Origin of the sequence: Campylobacter concisus (assembly GCF_003048405.1) — a bacterium.
Lineage (GTDB): Bacteria > Campylobacterota > Campylobacteria > Campylobacterales > Campylobacteraceae > Campylobacter_A > Campylobacter_A concisus_Q.
In genome coordinates this window covers 41,444-60,521 of record NZ_PIQS01000003.1, presented here as the reverse complement: position 1 = coordinate 60,521, position 19,078 = coordinate 41,444, and the positions used below count along the sequence as shown (strand labels likewise).

At 37.6% G+C, this 19,078-nt stretch carries 14 protein-coding genes; 7 read left to right on the top strand and 7 right to left on the bottom strand.

Translation table 11 applies throughout. From position 1 onward, the window contains the following. Positions 1–13: 13 nt before the first annotated feature. A complete protein-coding gene (locus CVT18_RS07210; protein ID WP_103624045.1) occupies positions 14–556 on the top strand; it encodes a DUF1523 family protein in 543 nt (180 codons plus the stop codon). 459 nt (positions 557–1,015) lie between these two features. On the opposite strand, the gene hpf is transcribed toward CVT18_RS07210, so the two are convergent. The 6 genes from hpf to fliW all read right to left on the bottom strand — a co-directional run bounded on the left by hpf (position 1,016) and on the right by fliW (position 8,410). Further along, on the bottom strand, positions 1,016–1,543 hold the full coding sequence (gene hpf / locus CVT18_RS07205; protein ID WP_021090930.1) for a ribosome hibernation-promoting factor, HPF/YfiA family: 528 nt from the start codon (positions 1,541–1,543) through the stop codon (positions 1,016–1,018). A gap of 80 nt (positions 1,544–1,623) precedes the next feature. After that, on the bottom strand, positions 1,624–2,046 hold the full coding sequence (locus CVT18_RS07200) for a hypothetical protein (RefSeq protein ID WP_072594818.1): 423 nt from the start codon (positions 2,044–2,046) through the stop codon (positions 1,624–1,626). Continuing rightward, positions 2,046–3,062: a type II secretion system protein gene (locus CVT18_RS07195; RefSeq protein WP_234410304.1), complete on the bottom strand. Its 1,017-nt coding sequence runs from the start codon at positions 3,060–3,062 to the stop codon at positions 2,046–2,048. The genes CVT18_RS07200 and CVT18_RS07195 overlap by 1 nt, the downstream gene beginning before the upstream one ends. After that, the gene (locus CVT18_RS07190) at positions 3,059–3,754 is read right to left on the bottom strand and encodes a type II secretion system protein (RefSeq protein WP_103579514.1); all 696 of its coding nucleotides are present in this window, start codon (positions 3,752–3,754) and stop codon (positions 3,059–3,061) included. The genes CVT18_RS07195 and CVT18_RS07190 overlap by 4 nt, the downstream gene beginning before the upstream one ends. Further along, on the bottom strand, positions 3,748–7,965 hold the full coding sequence (locus tag CVT18_RS07185) for a hypothetical protein (RefSeq protein ID WP_159071493.1): 4,218 nt from the start codon (positions 7,963–7,965) through the stop codon (positions 3,748–3,750). The genes CVT18_RS07190 and CVT18_RS07185 overlap by 7 nt, the downstream gene beginning before the upstream one ends. A gap of 61 nt (positions 7,966–8,026) precedes the next feature. Next, entirely contained in the window at positions 8,027–8,410 is a 384-nt protein-coding gene (gene fliW / locus CVT18_RS07180; protein WP_054196362.1) for a flagellar assembly protein FliW, read from the bottom strand. 112 nt (positions 8,411–8,522) lie between these two features. Between fliW and CVT18_RS07175 the strand changes: the two genes are divergently transcribed. Further along, on the top strand, positions 8,523–9,170 hold the full coding sequence (locus tag CVT18_RS07175; protein WP_021091013.1) for an outer membrane protein assembly factor BamD: 648 nt from the start codon (positions 8,523–8,525) through the stop codon (positions 9,168–9,170). Between the two features lie 8 nt (positions 9,171–9,178). Further along, entirely contained in the window at positions 9,179–11,596 is a 2,418-nt protein-coding gene (lon, locus tag CVT18_RS07170; protein ID WP_103628101.1) for an endopeptidase La, read from the top strand. Positions 11,597–12,198: 602 nt separating this feature from the next. Here the strand turns inward: lon and CVT18_RS07165 are convergent. After that, positions 12,199–12,657 carry a methylated-DNA--[protein]-cysteine S-methyltransferase gene (locus tag CVT18_RS07165; protein ID WP_103628132.1) on the bottom strand — a complete coding sequence of 153 codons (459 nt, stop codon included), beginning with the start codon at positions 12,655–12,657 and terminating at the stop codon, positions 12,199–12,201. Between the two features lie 127 nt (positions 12,658–12,784). Between CVT18_RS07165 and CVT18_RS07160 the strand changes: the two genes are divergently transcribed. Genes CVT18_RS07160 through CVT18_RS07145 form a run of 4 tightly spaced genes read left to right on the top strand, consistent with a single transcriptional unit; the run spans position 12,785 to position 19,077 of the window. Then, on the top strand, positions 12,785–15,370 hold the full coding sequence (locus CVT18_RS07160) for a bifunctional aconitate hydratase 2/2-methylisocitrate dehydratase (protein ID WP_103628100.1): 2,586 nt from the start codon (positions 12,785–12,787) through the stop codon (positions 15,368–15,370). 36 nt (positions 15,371–15,406) lie between these two features. Continuing rightward, positions 15,407–16,618 (top strand): ankyrin repeat domain-containing protein, encoded by a 1,212-nt coding sequence (locus CVT18_RS07155; RefSeq protein ID WP_103628099.1) that lies wholly within the window; start codon positions 15,407–15,409, stop codon positions 16,616–16,618. 8 nt (positions 16,619–16,626) lie between these two features. Continuing rightward, complete coding sequence (locus tag CVT18_RS07150; RefSeq protein WP_072594826.1) at positions 16,627–17,373, top strand: SDR family NAD(P)-dependent oxidoreductase; 747 nt, start codon at positions 16,627–16,629, stop codon at positions 17,371–17,373. A gap of 9 nt (positions 17,374–17,382) precedes the next feature. Beyond that, the gene (locus CVT18_RS07145; protein WP_107824372.1) at positions 17,383–19,077 is read left to right on the top strand and encodes a Na+/H+ antiporter NhaC family protein; all 1,695 of its coding nucleotides are present in this window, start codon (positions 17,383–17,385) and stop codon (positions 19,075–19,077) included. Position 19,078: the final 1 nt, after the last annotated feature.

The window sequence follows — 19,078 nt, the reverse complement described above, 5'->3', positions numbered from 1 at the left end:
TAAAAGGAAAGAAATGATTACATTTTTTAAAAGAATTTGCGTTATTTTTATTGTACTCTTACACTCTTTTTTGGCTCTTGTAGTTGATTATTCGTTTCCACACTATGCAAATGTGCAAATCACAGGTGGCGATGTCAAACGTATGGACAAAGATGGTATCATCGACGCTAAAAATCCGGCAGATGGTCCTACCAGAGATGTTTATTTTATCTATACTAAAGATTCTAATAATTCAAATAAGGTCATGGCTTATAGAAATGAAGATACTGCATGGGGATTTCCGTTTTATTTTAAATTTAACTCAGCTGATGTACAAGCCAAAGCTCAAGGCTTTGCAAATAGCGATAAAAACGTAACTGTAAAATATTATGGATATAGAATTTCTATGCTTCAAGAGTTTAGAAATGTCATCTCACTAAAAGAAAGCGGTACTGATACTAGTTGGCCTGTAGCTAGCTATGTATTTTACTTTATCTTGTTTATCTCGCTAATAATTTGGACAAGAAAGATAAACAAGGCCTTTAGACCAAAAGCTAGTGAAAATTTAGAGAAATAGATAGTATTTGTTTTAACTATTTGATATTTTAAAAATCAAAAAGAGAGCTTTGTCTCTCTTTTATCCTTAAAAATTTCTAGTGCTATCAAGCATTTTTAACTCGTTTGCTCTGCTATGCCTTTTATCATATTTATCTATGCTGCCAGCTCACAAAATAAAATTCCATGCTTTGATACTTGCAATTATTTTTTTTAAAAAATACTTACTTCTTTGCCGTACTCTCCACTAGCTGCAACCTAGTTTATGTCGTTTTAATTTAGTTCGCCAAGATCTTCTTAAAATGGCTTACAGAGAAGCCTTCTTGCATATACATCTATCTCACGCAAGGATATCTATTCTATTTTTGAAAATTTAAAGCCATTTGCTGGCGTAGTAGTCTTTGTAAGTAGGGTTTTGGACTCTAGGAAAAAAATTTATAGTAGATTAGCATAAATTTTAGGGGCAAAGCTGCCCCTGTTTTTAGTAAAGACCGAAAGTTCCGTCTGTTCTTTTGTAGATCACACGCATTTTTGCGTCAACATCGTTAAATACGTAAAATTGTTTATCGCTTGATTTTAGTTTTTCAAGTGCTTCTTCAACTTCAAGTGGTTTATAAATTTCAAGCTCCATAGGCACGATCTCTTCAACGCCTTCGATCTTTTCTTCGCCTATTCTTGAGCGAAATTCTTTATCATCAGCCTTGCCCTTAACAGTAAATTTCTTATCATGCTCTCTTCTTAAAACTTTTGATGCTTTTTCGATAGCAAGATCGATCGCAGCGTAAAGATCTTTATCTTTTTGGCGAACGACTATGGTGTCTTTATGGGCCATATTTAGAGAAAATTCTGCGTTAAAGCCTTTTTTTCCTTGTTTTTCATCGGCTGCTACAACACATCTTGCTGAGATGATGTCGAGATTGTATTTGCCAAGAGTATCAAAAGCGTCTTGGATATAGTTTTTGATTGGCTCTGTTAGCTCAAATTGTTTTCCTACAATGCTTATGTTCATCGTAATCTCCTTTATAGAAAGTAAGATGATTATAACACGCTAAAACTAAAAACAAATTAAACTAAAATCTTTATAAAATTTTAAAGTTTCTGAAGAGTGCGCTTGTGGAAATTTATAGGATTTGGCGTTTTTTTATCTTTTGATGTTACAAAAACATCAAAGATCATGTTGCCAGTACTTGCGACTCCGTTTGTTCCTGGCATGATGGTTGGTGGAGTGCATATACCGATATCGCCAAAGTAAGTTATTTTTACTTTAAAGTCGAACATATCGTTAAATTCTCCATTTACTTTATCTAAGCATTTATTTGAGAAATCAGTTCTAAAAATTTCAAACATCGCATACTCTGCTGCTGCTTGAGCAACGAGTTGCGCTTGCTCTCTTAGATAAATTTCACTACTTTGTCTAGCTGATGTGCTAGCTATCGAAAGGGCAAGAGTGCTGATAGAAGCTGCCACAACTAGAAAAAATATCGCCGCTATTAACGTAAATCCTTTTCTCATTAATAAACTGCCTTTGACTTGCAAATGGTTATTTCTGATTTTTCTGCTTTAAGGCAAAGCTTTAGCGCGATGACTCCATTTTTTTCTGTAAAGACAAATCTTGTTACGTGTTTAGCTAGTGTTGCACTTTCGGCTTTGATAGCTTTTGTAGATGTTGAGTTAAATTTTTTAAAGCTTTCATTTAGCCATGGCCTATAATTGTAGTAAATTTTAAGGTCAAAAGAGCTGTTTTGTATATCCTCGGCACTTTGTTCAGCTGGTGCTATGGCAATGGCTGTATAAGCTAGCTTATACTGCTCTGAAATTTTTTTATTTTTAAAATCACTTGAAATTTTAAGCGTATCGATTGATTGTATGCCAACTTTTGCGATATCTAAGTGCCTTTGGTCTAAATTTTCTTGATAGCCAAAGCTACTACCAACTCTATAAAGTATGCTAGAAAATATCGCTACTAAACCACCATTTTCATTATCGGCGTTTATGCACCTAGAGCCACTATTTACATCTTCTTCATTGCTATCATTTTCGCAGGTTAAGTCCATTACACCATTTTTAAAAGCTTCATTAAATTTGCTTCCAGGGCTTTTTAATCCATTTACAACAGAGCTATTTGCAAGATCTACATATCCGCTATATATGCCTTCTTCGAAGATGGGATCTCCGTTAGTATCATCTCCTTTATATTCGTTTATGCCATCAAATAGTTCATAAGCAGCTGGGATAAATTCTAAAATTTCAAAGTCGCTACTTAAATTTACGCCACTATCATTTAGAGCTAGGTAATCTCCATTTTTTTTCCTAGCGATAACGCTTTGTTTGATTCTGTGGCTAAGTAGCATTGAAATTTGCTCTAGAGCGATTTCGCTTTGTGTTTCTAGTTCGTTTATTACTTTGCTTTGAAAATAGTTTTGATATAAATTCATAAGCGTGTTAAAGCTCATAAGTGAGATGACGCCAAGTACGGTGATGACTATTATTAGCTCAATTAATGTAAAAGCTTTTTTTGTTTTTTTCATTTCCATTCTTTTACACTTAGAGTACTGCTTTCACCTATATTAAAGGCATATCCATAAAGTACGCTTTTGCTCTCTTTTGTAGTTTTCATAGTCGTATCTAGCTTTATTTGTAAAACGTCGTTATCGTTTAAAGGAGTGCTAACTACAAATTTATCAGCTCCATTTGTTATGGTTGGAGTCGTCTCTGTATCTATGATAAAGTCGCGTTTAGTAGTGCTAGCGGTTGGTGAGATGGATTTTTGAGTATTGAAATTTTTGATAGACTTTACTTTAAAATTTACGCTTTTGATTGATTCTGGAAGCTTTGAGTCACTAGGCCTTGTGGCACATGCAGATGAATTTTGCACCGGATATGCAAGTATCCTATGTCCTTCACCTTTTACACCGCTTTTTTCATAAAAATCTGGATTTGCCCCTTGCTCGCAGATAATAAGAGGAAAAATTATAGCTTCTTGAGTAGTTATAGATGATGGCATGGTATTTTTACCAGCTATTAAGACTTGATCACTAAATGGTGCTTTTAATATTAATGACATATAAGTTTTAGCATTCATTAGTCCTTCTTGCATTAAGGACTGCTCGCTTAAATTTGAAGTAGTTCTTACCGCTAGTGGCAGGCTTGCACTTACTATGGCTACTACAAGCACTGACAAGATGAGCTCTATCAATGAAAAGCCACCCCTTTTTACCACTCTATTCTCCTGTTTGTCTTGTCGCTTATATCTAGGTTACTATCGCTATTTGATTTTACTCCTATAAAACCTCCAACTGCACCGCTTGTCTTATCTTCTATGTTATTGCTTTTTAGGACTTTACCAGCCCATTCGCCATTTGGTACTAGAAAATTTAGATTGAAATTATTTGTTTCGGTTTTCTCATCAAATTCACTATAAAGAAGCCAGCTGGGTGCTCTCATTTTAGCCACATCGGTAACTGCTGAAGGGTTTCTTATAAAAATTATTTGCTCGCCATTGCTTATGCTGCTTACATCATTTCTTAAAACAGTGCCGCTGTAAGTATTTGTAAAGCTAAAGTCATGATAGTTAAGTACTCCTGCGCTATGTTTTGGATTGGTAGCCCAAAATGGTGCAGCTGGAAAGTCTTGCCATAGTTTGCCATTATCTTTCATATAGATATTTTTATTGCACCCATCGCAGTAGGCACCATAATAAATTTTGGCGTAAAAGCCGCTATAAAGCCCTTCATAAAATGGTGCATAAACCCTACCAAAGTAAAATTTTGCCGTTGTTTCTGTTGCTGGTTTTTCATATTTTTTTACTGTATCGGTACTATCTGACATGCCGCTAAAGCTAAAATCATTACTTGAAATAGTAAAAGGATTTTTAGCATGATTTACTTTTCTTTCAAAATTAAAATATACTTCACCTTTGCCTACGCCATTTACAAAAGTATTTTTCTCTACATAAAATGTTGATTTTGTGGCACTTGGATCTATTGCTTTTCTAGTGTTTGAGCCAGGAATTTCAAAAAATAAAATTTCTTCATTTGCTTTTGCTAATGTGCCGGCATTACCATCATTATCTGTAAAATTTAAAGGAACTCTATCTAGCTTTATGTCAAAGTTCATATTCTTTGCATAGCAATCTTCATTATAAAGTTTTGCAGGGTCATCGTTAAACAACCTAGCAGTTACTTCAAAGTCAAGCTTTGCTTTTTGTATGCCTTCATTATCAAGGTATGTTATATCGCTATCTTTTGTTATCTTTAGCTTGCTTATTTGTATATCTTTTGGTCTAAATAAATAATCTCTATTACCTTCTAGCTTTATACTACATCCGATCCTTCCTTCTTGAGCAGTGTCTTGTGACGGATCGTTACTAATTGAGTTTTTTACACAATCATCAGCTCTTGATGGTGTATGTTGATCAGTTGCTGTATAGTCTTTGTCTAATACATAAAAATATGTATCGCCTATATCTGAGTAAGAGAAGCCAACAGGTCCACTTGATGTGTGACGGAAAATTTTACCCAATGCTTTATTTGGATCGTTAAAATCTACGCTTAGTTTGTTCTCGCTCTCTATAATGCTAGGATCGCAAGTCGCACTATATGCTGGTACAAGTTTTATCTCTCCATTTGAGCCACTTATGTTGTTTATATATCCATTTGCTAAGCTACTATCAAGAGGTTTCATAGCTGCAAGAGCAATGTTATTATAAACTTTGCCGCCTATTAAAACATTGTTATTATTTATCGTATTCTTGTCGGTATCCCATAGCCTAAAGTGACTTGGTCTTATAGCAAAATCATCTAATTTTTCGCATTCAACCTTTGTAGTATTTGTCACTGGATCAAGATGAGAAATTCTAAATTTTACGCTTTTATAGGCTCTGTCAATACTAATGCCTGACAACAAAATATCAGTTACACCATTAAATGTTATATCTTGTTCATATAAATTTGTTGGAGCACTGCAAGACTCGACCAACTCTACTTTTACATCTACTGGGGCATCTGGTACTTTTTTGTTGCCATCTGTATCATAGTTCGTGATATAGACATTAAATGACGTAGAAACGATTTTAGTTAGAAGTCTATTTTTAAATTTAGTTTTAAAAGCTGCCGAGCCATCGTCTTGTCTATTGCTTGCGACGAAATTATTTGGACTGGCACTAACACCTAAAGTAATGTTGTAATTTTGATTGCTACATCTTCTTATGTATGTGTCATAGGGCTGTAAATTTATATCAGCATTTGCAACTGTGGCTTTGTAACTATTTGGCTCAAATTTAGACTTAAGGGTCGTTTCATATATGGCATAAGCGTAGTTGCCTTGATGAATTAGCATTTCTCCACCCTTATTTGCAGCAGCACCTTGTCCTAAATAAAAAGTTAAGTCATTTCCACTTAGTTGCTGCAAGCCTGTGTTGTCGTTATAATGTACCTGTCCTGACATAGTAAGCAAGTCACTAGGCCCTTGTGATGATTTATTTGCGTATATGTAAGTTGAGTTTGGATTATAAATTTGGCTTGGATCTATTGTAGCTTTTAGCGCAAAGTCTTGGGCAGCTTCATTGGTATTGTTTGTAACTTCAACGAAGGTTTTTAAAATAGTATTTGCTGGCACTACCGTTGGGGTATTTTCTTGCACCTTTGTAAAAGTACTATCGCTAGGTTTTTTTGCATAAATATATTCCATATAGCAAACATCTGGTTTATATATACGAGTAGAAAAGCCTACCATAGCCAAATTTATACGGTCAGCACTTACAACATTAGCACTGCCTGAATTTTTAATTGTTGTAACTGTAAATTTTATATCTGCTTCTTTTTGGGAATGTGACATTTTGTCTGATATATCAAATATATCTAAGTCTGCTTGAGAGTGAAATTTTTTGCCTGGATTTATAGGTTGTCCAAATTTTGTCATGGTTGAGTTAAATTGATCACCTTTTGCATTGTATTTGCTGGTTATACTCAGATAGCTACCTTCGTTTTCTATTTCAATATTCTCACCTTTTGTTTCTGGCTTGCCACCAAAAGAAAACATTGTAAGCGTAGCATTTATATCGCCTGCTTTTGGTGTATAGATATTTTCAAATTTTACATCTACGGTTGAGCTCTTTATAGTACCAAATGGATCGCTTGACTTCATCCAGTCTGCTGCAAGCCTTTCTAGTCCATCAAATATACTAACAAGTTTTGGCTCTATATTGTTTGCTGCAGCGGTTTTATCATCAAAGTCATAAATGATGACCAAACTCCAAGCAGCAAATTGTGGTGCGATGGATTGTATCCAGTAGCCATTTTGTCCTTGAACTGGTGAGAATAGTAGCGTGCCGTATGTTTTTTTTAGTTTTCTATTAGTAGAGTTGTTTACCTTATATGTGCCATCATTTGGGTCTATAAATTCATCACTAAAGGGAATCGTAGTGGATCTGATATTGCCAGCATAAAATGTCCTATCTGACTCACTAGTACCAAGAGAATCTTTAACTATATCTGTTACATCAGCACTTGCTACATATTGGTAGTTTATTCCAGCCTTTACATAGTAGCTATTAGACTCGTTTTGATTGTATGATTCAAGAGTCATTGATTTTGGTTTATACTCACTAAATGAACCAAACCAAAAGACATCTTTTGGATCAGCATCTATTGTAATTACATTTTTTCCAGGAGCTTTAAAATCAATCCTGCTATATCCTTTTATGTAATTTAAAGCACTTACATATAAATTTGACCCAAGATTTTTTATTGCCCAGTTTTGATAAAGAGAGCCGCCCCAATAAAGCCTGGCATAGACTACGTTTTTGCCTTTTAAATTATTTTGTATAAAGGTATTTTTCTCACTAAAATCAAATGTGGAAGAGGATGAATTTTGACAATAAGGATACTTGCTAGGATTATAAATATATGTTTTTTGGCAAAGCGTGTAATTACTAGACGTAAAGCCACCATCATTTAAAAATATTCTATCGGCTGTAGATGATGTTCTTGTTACGTTAGATGGATCTGGAACAAAATTATATCCAGCGTATTGTGGAATCATAATAGTAGCACCAATGGTAGCTATATCTCCATTTACTCTGGTATTTAGATTTCCATTTATTGATCTTTGTCTTAAGCCTTTAGAGTGATCATCCCACATACCTATTAATGATCGTTGATTCCATGGAGAAAATTGCTCAACATAAATATGATAGTGGTCTTGTGCTAAGCCTGAAGAAAAGCTATTGGTATCTATCGTCCAAGTTCTATCAGATTTTCTTATGCAATGTGGGATATTTTTAGAAGAGTTGTCTTGGTACTCTTCAGCGTCTATAAAGCAAGAATAATTTGCTCCACTACAACCAATAGATGCTGCTTCTGCTGTCGTACAAGCTCTGGGTGCACAAAAACCAAACGTGACAATAAAACAGAGTAAGTATGCTATCTTCACAACAAATCCTCTAAATAACAATAAAAAATCTCTCCTTAGATTTTCTAAAAGCTTTTAGCTACTATTTTTGTATAAAATTTTCTATCATTTCAGCTTGCCCGTACTGAGGATATTTGGCAATGTCTAAAACGACTTGGGATAAGGTCATATTGTCCATATTGCAAACGATAGGAGCTATAAAATTTACAGTTGATTTTTCAAGCGGGAGTGCAACAACGATAATGTTATAAATTCTAAGTTGAGAGCTTTCTTTAATCTCCATAAGATCTTCATAATAGCTTGGAATATCGAATTCGTAGCTTCTTAATGCAAAAGGATTTATCATTGTAAAAGATGTCTCATCATCTTTACTTGCTAGCTTAACAAAAAATTTATCAAGTTCAATTAACTCCATCGTCTTGATATGCTCAAAGCCTAAAATAGGGCTTTTAACACTAAAAATCATACTAACTCCTATTTTGTAAAGTTGCCGTATTTTATCATAGTTTTAAAAAATTTATACAAAAATAATGCCAAAAAATGTAGAATACGAGGATTTAAACTTTTTAAGGAAAAGCATGAAAAGATTTTCTAAATTTCTAGCAGTTGTGGCTCTTTTGGGGCTTTTTAGTGGTTGTGCTGAAAAATATACCGAGCTTTACAATCTAACTCCTGATGAGTGGTATGCTCAGGTTATAGCTGATATAAAAGATGGCGATCTTGAAGCGGCCGATAAACACTATGTTTCAATGGCAAGCGAACACGTAGCAAGCCCACTTTTGGAGCAAATTTTACTTATCCTTGCCCAAGCTCACGCAAATGATGAAGAGTATCTAATGGCAAATCACTATCTTGACGAGTACATTAAAAGATACGGCGATAACGGCCCAAAAACAGAGTTTGCTCAGTATCTAAAGATAAAAGCAAATTTTGACTCATTTACTCAGCCAAACCGCAACCAAAAGCTTATGGAAGATAGCGTAACAGAGATCGAGAAATTTCTTTATATGTATCCAAATACCGAGTATAAGCCTCTTATCGAGACTATGCTTATTAAATTCAAACTCGCGCTTTACTTCCTAGATATGCAAATAGCAGATCTTTACAATAGAACCGGCCGTGATGTTTCGGCTAAAATTTACGAGCAAAAGCTTGAAGAGTCGCCGTTTAAAAACTCAGATCTTATCAAACCTGACGTGGCATGGTATAGAAAACTGTTTGAATAGGAGAAATTTTGCAAATAAACGAAAATAAAGGCTTCCCAACCGAAATTCCCATCATCGTTGAGGACGAGCTATTTTTATATCCATTTATGATAACTCCGCTCTTTTTAAGCGATGATGAAAATTTAAAGGCACTCGAACTTGCCATACAAGAAGAGACTCCGATCCTTGTGGTGCCCACAAAGCCTCAGCAAGACGGCGCTAGAGACTTTGATGGCATCTATGATGCTGGCGTTATCGGCACGATAATGCGCCGTGTGCCACTACCTGATGGACGCGTAAAAGTACTATTTCAGGGCATCGACAAAGGTAAAATTTTAAAACAATCAGGTATAAATCCACTCCGTGGTATCGTCGATATGCTCCACGTCAAGCGCCCATCGCAGGTCAAAACAGACGCTCTTATCGTGGTTTTAAGAGAAAAAGTGAGAGAGCTTTCGCAGTTTAGCCACTTTTTTCCACCAGATCTTTTAAAAACTATCGAAGAGAGTGCTGAAGCGATCAGGGTTTGTGACCTAGTCTCAAGCGCGCTTCGCTTAAAAAAACAGATCGCTTATGGCTTTTTTGTCGAGGAAAATTTAGAGCAACGCCTACTAAAGCTCATCGACTACGTTATCGAAGAGATTGAGGCAAATAAGCTTCAAAAAGAGATAAAAAATAAAGTCCATTCAAAGATCGATAAGACAAATAAAGAGTACTTTTTAAAAGAGCAGCTAAAGCAAATTCAAGCTGAGCTTGGAGCAGATACGAGCCGTGAAGAGGAGCTTGAAGAGTACCGCAAAAAGCTTGATGCGAAGAAGAAATTTATGGCCGAGGACGCCTACAAAGAGATCAAAAAACAAATAGATAAACTTAGTCGTATGCACCCAGACTCAGCTGACGCAAATACCTTACAAAGCTATCTTGACTGGGTTTTAGAAATTCCATTTGAAAATATAGCTAAGAAAAAGTCCTCTATCGCCGAGGTGAGCAAGCATTTAAATGCCGATCACTACAGTCTTGAAAAGCCAAAAGAGCGCATAGAGGAGTATTTTGCTTTGCGTGAGCTTTTGGAGCTTAGAGGCGTTGGCGAGAAGGTAAATAATGGCGCTATTTTATGCTTTGCAGGCCCTCCAGGTGTGGGTAAAACAAGCCTTGCAAACTCGATCGCAAAGGCGCTAAAGCGTGAACTAGTTAGGATCGCTCTTGGTGGACTTGAGGATGTAAACGAACTAAGAGGCCACCGCCGCACCTACATAGGCGCTATGCCAGGGCGTATCGTGCAAGGGCTCATAGAAGCCAAGCAGATGAACCCAGTGGTTGTGCTAGACGAGATCGACAAGGTTAGCAGAAGCTACAGAGGCGACCCGACCGCGGTTTTGCTTGAGATTTTAGATCCTGAGCAAAATAATAAATTTAGAGATTATTACCTAAATTTCAACATCGATCTTAGCAAGATCATCTTCATCGCTACAGCAAATGACGTGAGCATGATACCAGCTGCACTTCGTGATAGGATGGAGTTTATCGAGCTTAGCTCATACACACCACAAGAGAAATTTGAGATCGCTAAAAAATATCTATTGCCTCAAGAGCTTAAAAAGCACGGCCTAAAACCAAGCGATGTTAGCATCAGCAAAGAGGCACTTGAGCTAATTATCAGCGACTACACAAGAGAGAGTGGTGTGCGAAATTTACGCCGTAGGATCGCTGATATATTAAGAAAGGTCGCCAAAAATATCCTCACTAAAAAAAATGAGGGCAAGATCAGCGTTACGGCTAAAAATTTGAAAGAATTTTTAGAGAAAAAGGTCTATGAGATCGAGCCAGCGGACAAGAAAGATCAGATCGGCTTAGTAAATGGCTTAGCCTGGACAAGTGTCGGTGGCGATGTGCTAAGGATCGAGGCTATCAGGATCCAGGGTAAAGGCAGCATGCAGATCACAGGTCAGCTAGGCGACGTGATGAAAGAGAGCGCTCAGATCGCATTTAGCGTGGTAAAAGTGCTGATAGACAACAAAAAAATAAAAGTACCGATGACTATCGTGCCAAAACTAGATGACGATAAGCGTAAACTCGAAGCTAGCGATGTTTATAGGCGCTATGATCTTCACTTGCACGTACCAGAGGGCGCTGTACCAAAAGACGGCCCAAGTGCTGGCATCACGATGGCAACTGCGATCGCGTCTATACTAACCGACACAAAGGTAAAACACGACATAGCAATGACTGGTGAGATTACGCTAACTGGTAGAGTTCTGCCGATTGGTGGTCTAAAAGAGAAGCTAATCGCCGCGCACAAAGCTGGCATCAAAACAGCCCTGATACCTCGCAAGAACTACGACCGCGACCTAGTAGATATCCCAGCCGAAGTAAAGGCTGATATGAAGATTATCGCCGTAGATACGATCGATGATGTGCTAAAAAACGCTCTTGTAGCTAAAAAATAATCTTTCCCTAGTCCTAAGTAAGATTAGGTCTAGGGAAATTTATAAATTTGACGATTCTAAAATCCAAACAAAAAGCCATATAACGCATAAAAGCAATTAATAATTTAAACATTATAAGCACATGCAGCACATTAGAGAAAAACAAATTTTAAAATTTATGAGCGAGTATATCACGCTTCGATTTCAGCAACAAGTGAGTAAAGTTTTAAAATTTGTAAATTTGCTTTGTTAAATCAAGTGAGTGTCAAGTAAATTTTAAAATTTCATAAACGAGTAATTTTGGCTCTAAAATTTGAGCTAAGTAGTAAGCGAATTCAGATTTTAGTAGTCAGCTCTTGCAAGTGAATGAAGTTTTAAAATTTGTAAAGACAGCTTGATTAAATTTGTAAATTCCTTTTTATTCAAAAGAGAGACAATGGGGCTTGAATTACGAGGCCGTCCTCTTCTCTTACTTTTTTTAAATCCGCTAAATCACTCACGTTCAAGGTGCATTCAATGGCGCTAAAGCACTGCATACGTTTCAAATACTCTGATAAATTTTAAAAATGTTCGCTTGTAAATTTTAAAATTTGATAGACTTTTATTTTGCTGTAAATTTTTAGCTATTTATGCTTTGCCTCATGCTCTAAGAGCCAAATTTTAGTTGGCAAGCCTTCGCCGCCAGAGTAGCCACCAAGCCCACTGCTAGCTAGCACTCTGTGACAAGGGATGATGATAGGCAGTGGATTTTTGGCATTGGCTGATCCAGCTGCTCGGTAGGCATTTTTGTGACCTACAGCAAGTGCTAAGGCCGCGTATGTGGTCGTTTCTCCGTATGGTACTTTTTGTAAGGCCTCATAAATTTTTGCTCTAAAATTAGTTGTTTTTATATCAAGCTTCACGCTAAATTTTTTAAGGTTGCCATTAAAATAAGCCTCTAGCTCATCCAAACAAAGCTTTAGATTTTCATCTTTTACTGCAATTTTTTCAAATTTATCTACAAAATTTATCTCGAAAATTCCATTTTTATTGGCAACGATCTCCAAAATTCCGATAGGCGATTTTAGGTAAGCTTTTGACACATTTGCTCCTTTAAATTTGAAAATTTGGGCAAATTTTACTTTAGTTTGTTTTGCTTTTTGATAAAATGCAAGCAAACTAGCGATTTTTAGGCTAAAAATAACGAGCAAAAAACCACAAAGGAATTTTATGAGCTTTTTTACCGACTACGAAAAACACGTGAGCGAGCGAGAAAAAGAGGGCGTGCCACCGCTTGCGCTAAATGCCAAGCAAACAAGTGAAGTTTGCGAGCTAATAAAGCTTGCCAGCAAGTCTAGTGGAGATGAAAAGGCACGAAGCGAGCTAAAATTTCTTATAAGTTTGCTTGAAACTCGTATCAATCCCGGCGTTGATGACGCAGCGAAGATAAAGGCAAAATTTCTTGGTGAAGTGATAGATGGACTTGCTGTTGGCGGTCTTGACGCTATGCGTTCCATTAAAATTTTAGGCAAGATGCTTGGTGGATATAATGTGGAAATTTTAGTGCGAGCTCTAAAAAATAGCGATGAAAATATTGCGTGTGCTGCAGCAAATGAGCTAAAAAATATCATCCTGGTGCATGAATATTTTGACGAGATAGTAAAACTAAGTAGCAACAATAAATTTGCAAAAGAGGTGCTTGTTTCTTGGGCAAATGCGGAGTGGTTTACGCATAAAAAGCCAATTGAAGCCTGTATAAACGCTGTCGTTTTTAAGGTACCAGGTGAGACAAATACTGATGACCTAAGTCCAGCGAGCGAGGCATATACAAGGGCTGACATACCACTTCATGCAAAAGCAATGCTTGTAAAAAAGATGCCTGAGGGTTTAGAAATTTTAAAAGAGCTTAAAGCTCGTGGTAAAAAAGTGGCATATGTTGGCGACGTGGTTGGCACTGGCAGTAGCAGAAAGAGCGGTATAAACTCGATCCAATGGCATTTGGGCGATGAGATAGAGGGTGTGCCAAACAAAAAAACGGGCGGCATCGTGATCGGCACTACTATAGCTCCGATATTTTTTAACACAGCAGAAGACAGCGGTGCAATGCCGATAGTTGCAAATGTAAATGAGCTTGAAATGGGCGACGAGATAGAAATTTATCCATTTAAAGGCGAAATTTATAAGCTTATTGGCACTGAGAAAAAGCTCGTGGCAAATTTCAAACTAAACCCAAACACTCTAAGTGATGAGATAAGAGCAGGTGGCAGGATACCGCTGATGATCGGTCGCCAAGTGACTAAAAAGGCTAGAGAAGCACTTGGGCTTGGAGAGGAACAAATTTTTATAAAACCAGATCAGCCAAAAGAGCAGGGAGGTGGCTATACGCTGGCTCAAAAGATGGTCGGCAAGGCTTGTGGCGTAGCTGGTGTTAGAGCTGGGGCTTATGTGGAGCCTGAAATTTTAACTGTTGGCTCGCAAGATACGACAGGGCCAATGACTAGAGATGAGGTAAAAGAGCTTGCAAGCCTTAGTTTTGGGGCGGATTTTGTTCTGCAAAGCTTTTGCCACACGGCCGCTTATCCAAAGCCAAGTGATCTTGTGATGCATGAGAGCTTGCCAAAATTTATAAATTTACGTGGCGGTGTGAGTCTAAAGCCAGGTGATGGCGTCATCCACTCGTGGCTAAACCGCATGGTACTGCCTGATACGGTGGGCACTGGCGGCGATAGTCACACGAGATTTCCTATCGGTATCAGCTTCCCTGCTGGTAGCGGCCTGGTCGCATTTGCAGCAGTACTTGGAATGATGCCACTAAATATGCCAGAGTCAGTTTTGATCAAATTTAAAGGCGAGCTAAAAGAGGGTGTGACGCTTCGTGATCTTGTAAATGCGATACCTTATTTTGCCATTAAAAAAGGGCTTTTAAGCGTTGAGAAGAAAGATAAAAAGAACATTTTTGCGGGTAAAATTTTAGAGATAGAAGGACTTGAGAATCTAAAAGTAGAGCAAGCGTTTGAACTAAGTGACGCTTCAGCTGAACGCTCGGCTGCGGCTTGTGTGGTAAATTTAGGCGTTGATAGTGTCGTGGAGTATGTTCGCTCAAACGTTGCGCTAATTGACGCGATGATAAAAGCTGGTTACGAGAGCCGTGAGACTCTGCTTAGACGAAAAGAAAAAATGCAAAAATGGCTTGAAAATCCAACTCTTTTAAGAGCCGATAAAAATGCAAAATACGCTGAAATTTTGGAGATCGATTTATTGCAGATAGATGAGCCGATTTTGGCGTGTCCAAATGACCCAGACGATGTGGCAACGCTAAGTGAAATTTTAGCTGATAACAAAAGAGTGCATAAAATTGATGAAGTTTTTGTGGGAAGCTGTATGACAAATATCGGCCATTATAGAGCACTTGCTAGAATTTTGGAGCATGAGAGCAAGCTTACAACTAGGCTTTGGATCGCACCGCCGACAAAGATGGATAAAAACACACTTGAAGATGAAGGCGTTTATGAAATTTTTAAAAGATTAAATGCAAGAACAGAGGTGCCAGGCTGTTCGCTTTGTATGGGCAATCAAGCAAGAGTAAACGACAATGCAGTAGTATTTTCTACTTCAACTAGAAATTTTGATAACAGAATGGGAATGGGTGCGAAGGTCTATCTAGGAAGTGCCGAGCTAGCTGCTGTTTGTGCGCTACTTGGGCGTTTGCCAAACATCGATGAGTACAAAAATATAGTAAGAGAAAGTCTTAGTTTAAACAAAGATAAAATTTATAAATATCTAAATTTTAATGAAATAAGTGAGTTTAGTATATAAATTTGTTACAATATCGCGAAATTTTAAGGAGCTTTGATGAAAAAAGTAGTTTTTTTTCTCTTTTTTAGCGTTTGTTTTTTGATAAATTTACACGCTTTAGAGTGCAGTGATCTTGCCAAAAAAGAGAGCTTTAAAACTACTCCAAACGATCTTGCTTACGCGAATGAGGGGCTATTTTACTGTGATGGTTCGCTTTTAAATTTAAAAGAGGTGAAAGAGCTTTTTGACGCGAGTGTGGCTGTGAGAAGTGAGTCTCAAAGTTGCGTTGGTGATAGAGTTTATAAAGAAAATTTAAATAAGCTTAGATGGCTTTTGCTAAAAGCGTCATTTGCACCTGAGCTTTATCAAAAAGAGCTTGCAAAGCCAGAGGTTGCTGAGGGTGAAAAAGACGCTAGAATGGAGTATCTTAGATACTGGGCAAACGAGAGCTTGTTTAATTTTTTAAAATATAAAAAATTTATCGAAGCTTACAAAAACGCTCAAACTCCGCTTGTAAAATTTTATGAAAGCCTGGGACTTGATACGGCAAGTGCTGCTTACTACGCAACTAGCGTGGTAAATGAGTTTTTGACTTTTGGCGTTGGTAAAAATGTAAATAAAGCTAAAATTTTAACACCTGAGCAAAATATGATGGCTCAAAGGATAAATTCCGATGAGCTGGCAAATTTGCTCTACTCGAAAAATTTCAGTACCGCTGAGCTTACAAATTTGCTTAATATCGCACTTTTAAACGAAAAAAGTAGTGACATGATAAAAGAGATCATAAGGCGCGGTGCCGATGTAAATTTGGGTGATGAGACGCCGCTATTTTTTGCTTTAAAAAATATAGAAAATGTAAAAATTTTACTTGCAAATAAAGCCGATGTAAATCACAAAAATTTCTTTGGAAAAAGTGTACTTTTTTATGCTGTGCAGTTTAGCGATAAGCCACTTTGTGAGCTTTTGCTAAAAAATGGTGCCAATGCAAACGAGAGCTATATAGACGAAAATGCCAAGATGAATATGATAAATTTGGGTATGACGCAAGTTGAAGATACATGCGGTCTAGAGCATACAAACAGAAGCGTTTTTATGCATGCAGCAGCTCACGCAACGCCAGAAATTTTAAAACTCTTGATGGATAACGGCGCTGATATTAACGCCACTGATGACGCTGGATTTAACGCGCTTGACTATGCCATGAAAGAACAAAACGAAAAGACGATCAAATTTTTAGAAAATTTGGGTTTAAAACCAAATTTCAATTAGGAAAAACCATGAAAAAGACAGCTTTTGTAACCGGTGCAACATCTGGATTTGGCGAGGCGATCGCCAGAAGACTCTCAAAAGAAGGCTACAAGATAGTCGCTCTTGCAAGGCGAGAAGATAGGTTAAAGAAGCTTGCAAGCGAGCTTGGCGATACGCATATCATCGTAGCTGACATACGCGATAAAGAAGCTGTTTTTGACGCAGTTGATAGCTTGCCTGAAAATTTTAAAGACATCGAAGTGCTTGTAAATAACGCTGGTATGGCTCTTGGACTTGAAAAGACGATAGATGCGAAGGTGGAGGACTTTGAGGCGATGATAGACACCAACGTCAAGGGTCTTATCTACTCAACAAAGGCGGTTTTGCCGCTACTTTACAAGCAAGAAAAGGGCTATATCTTTAATATTGGCTCAACAGCTGGCTCATGGCCGTATCCTGGAAGTAACGTTTATGGTGCCACAAAGGCCTTTGTTAAGCAGTTTAGTTTAAATTTAAGAAACGATCTAGTCGGCACAAATATCAGAGTGACAAATATCGAGCCAGGACTTTGCAAGACTGAATTTAGCGAGGTTAGGTTTAGAGGAGATAAAGCAAAGGCAGATAGTCTTTATGAAAATACAAATTTCATCACATCTGAGGATATAGCGACGATTTTGGTAAATTGTCTAAATATGCCTGGAAGTGTCAACATAAATAGGGTCGAAGTCATGGCAAATACGCAGACTTGGGCTGGGCTTGCGATAGAAAAATTTTAAGGAGTTCTTGTGAGACAAATTTTATTATTACTTTTTTTTAGCGTTGCGCTTTTTGGTGTCGATCCAGAAGTGGCAAAGAGAAACGCTGAAATTTATGGCGTATTTACGCTTATACCACCTGTTGTGGCAATAGCACTTGCTTTTATCACAAAAGACGTTATATTGTCGCTATTTATAGGTGTTTTTAGCGGAACATTTCTCATAAATATCATCAATGAAAACATCTTTATGGGTATCGTAAAAGGCTTTACCGGCATCGTTTCAAGGGTCGTTGAATCAATGGCTGATAAGACTGATTCAGGCATCTTACTTCAAGTGCTTTGTATCGGCGGCGTGGTCGCACTCATTACAAAGATGGGTGGCACAAAGGCGGTTGCTCTTTGGCTTAGCAAAAAGGCAAAAACAGGTATCTCAGCTCAAATTTCAACATGGCTCATGGGAATTTTTGTATTTTTCGATGACTACGCAAATGCCCTAATCGTTGGCCCTATTATGAGACCAATAAGCGATAAATTTAAAATCAGCCGTGAAAAGCTAGCCTTCATCATAGACGCTACTGCGGCACCGATCGCTGGTATTGCTATCATCTCGACATGGGTTGGCCTTGAGGTTTCACTCATTGAAAAGGGCTATGAACTAGTTGGAGAGACTGGAATTAATGCTTATTCTATATTTATTGAGACAATTCCATATAGATTTTATAACCTTTTTATACTGTTTTTCATAGTTTGTACCGCCTTGATGCAACGTGAATACGGCCCAATGCTATTAGCTGAAAGACGTGCTAGAAAGGGCGAACTTCACTCTGGCAAAACTCAGATCCAAGACTTAGAAGATAAAACACTTGAGCCAAAAGAAGGCGTAAAACTAAGCGCCTCAAACGCTGTTGTGCCACTTCTTGTGCTAGTTATTGGTGCTTTTACTAGTTTTTACTTTAGTGGTCTTGCTGCACTTGAGGGCGATGCTCTTAAAAACGCACTTGCCAATCCGCTTGCTTTTTCTACTTTTAAAGACACTTTTGGTGAAGCAGACTCAGCTACATCGCTATTTCAAGCAGCGTTACTTGCTAGCATTGTAGCTATCACAATGGGCGTTTGGCGTAAAATTTTTGACGTAAAAGAGGCTATCAGCACATGGGTAAAAGGCTGGAAAACTATGATAATTACAGTTGTGATTTTGCTTCTTGCGTGGAGTCTTAGTGCTGTTATAAAAGAGCTTGGCACATCAAGATATTTGGTTGATCTATTAAGCTCTTCAACACCTAAATTTATCCTTCCAGTAGCTGTTTTTATCCTTGGCTCGTTTATAAGCTTTTCAACTGGAACAAGTTACGGCACGATGGGAATTTTAATGCCTCTTGCTATCCCGCTAGCCTATGCGGTCGGCAAAAACTACGGACTAGAGGGTGATGCTATGCATGCATACATGATCGTAAATATCTCAGGCGTGCTCACAGGCGCAATCTTTGGTGATCACTGCTCGCCAATCTCGGACACTACGATTCTTTCATCGATGGGCGCAGGATGTAATCACATCGACCACGTATCGACTCAAATGGTCTATGCACTTAGTGTTTGTGCGGTTTGTGTGCTAGTTGGCTACTTGCCAGTTGCACTTGGTCTTAGCGTTTGGATCGCACTTCCTTGCGGTTTTTTAGCGATTTGGGTGCTAGTTAGATTTGTTGGAAAGAAAGTAGAAGCATAAA

What these genes read in the sequence shown, in the direction of transcription:
- CVT18_RS07210 (WP_103624045.1), top strand. Translation starts at nt 14, where the DNA reads ATGATTACATTTTTTAAAAGAATTTGCGTTATTTTTATTGTACTCTTA.
- hpf (WP_021090930.1), bottom strand. Translation starts at nt 1,543, where the DNA reads ATGAACATAAGCATTGTAGGAAAACAATTTGAGCTAACAGAGCCAATC.
- CVT18_RS07200 (WP_072594818.1), bottom strand. Translation starts at nt 2,046, where the DNA reads ATGAGAAAAGGATTTACGTTAATAGCGGCGATATTTTTTCTAGTTGTG.
- CVT18_RS07195 (WP_234410304.1), bottom strand. Translation starts at nt 3,062, where the DNA reads ATGAAAAAAACAAAAAAAGCTTTTACATTAATTGAGCTAATAATAGTC.
- fliW (WP_054196362.1), bottom strand. Translation starts at nt 8,410, where the DNA reads ATGATTTTTAGTGTTAAAAGCCCTATTTTAGGCTTTGAGCATATCAAG.
- CVT18_RS07175 (WP_021091013.1), top strand. Translation starts at nt 8,523, where the DNA reads ATGAAAAGATTTTCTAAATTTCTAGCAGTTGTGGCTCTTTTGGGGCTT.
- CVT18_RS07160 (WP_103628100.1), top strand. Translation starts at nt 12,785, where the DNA reads ATGAGCTTTTTTACCGACTACGAAAAACACGTGAGCGAGCGAGAAAAA.
- CVT18_RS07155 (WP_103628099.1), top strand. Translation starts at nt 15,407, where the DNA reads ATGAAAAAAGTAGTTTTTTTTCTCTTTTTTAGCGTTTGTTTTTTGATA.
- CVT18_RS07150 (WP_072594826.1), top strand. Translation starts at nt 16,627, where the DNA reads ATGAAAAAGACAGCTTTTGTAACCGGTGCAACATCTGGATTTGGCGAG.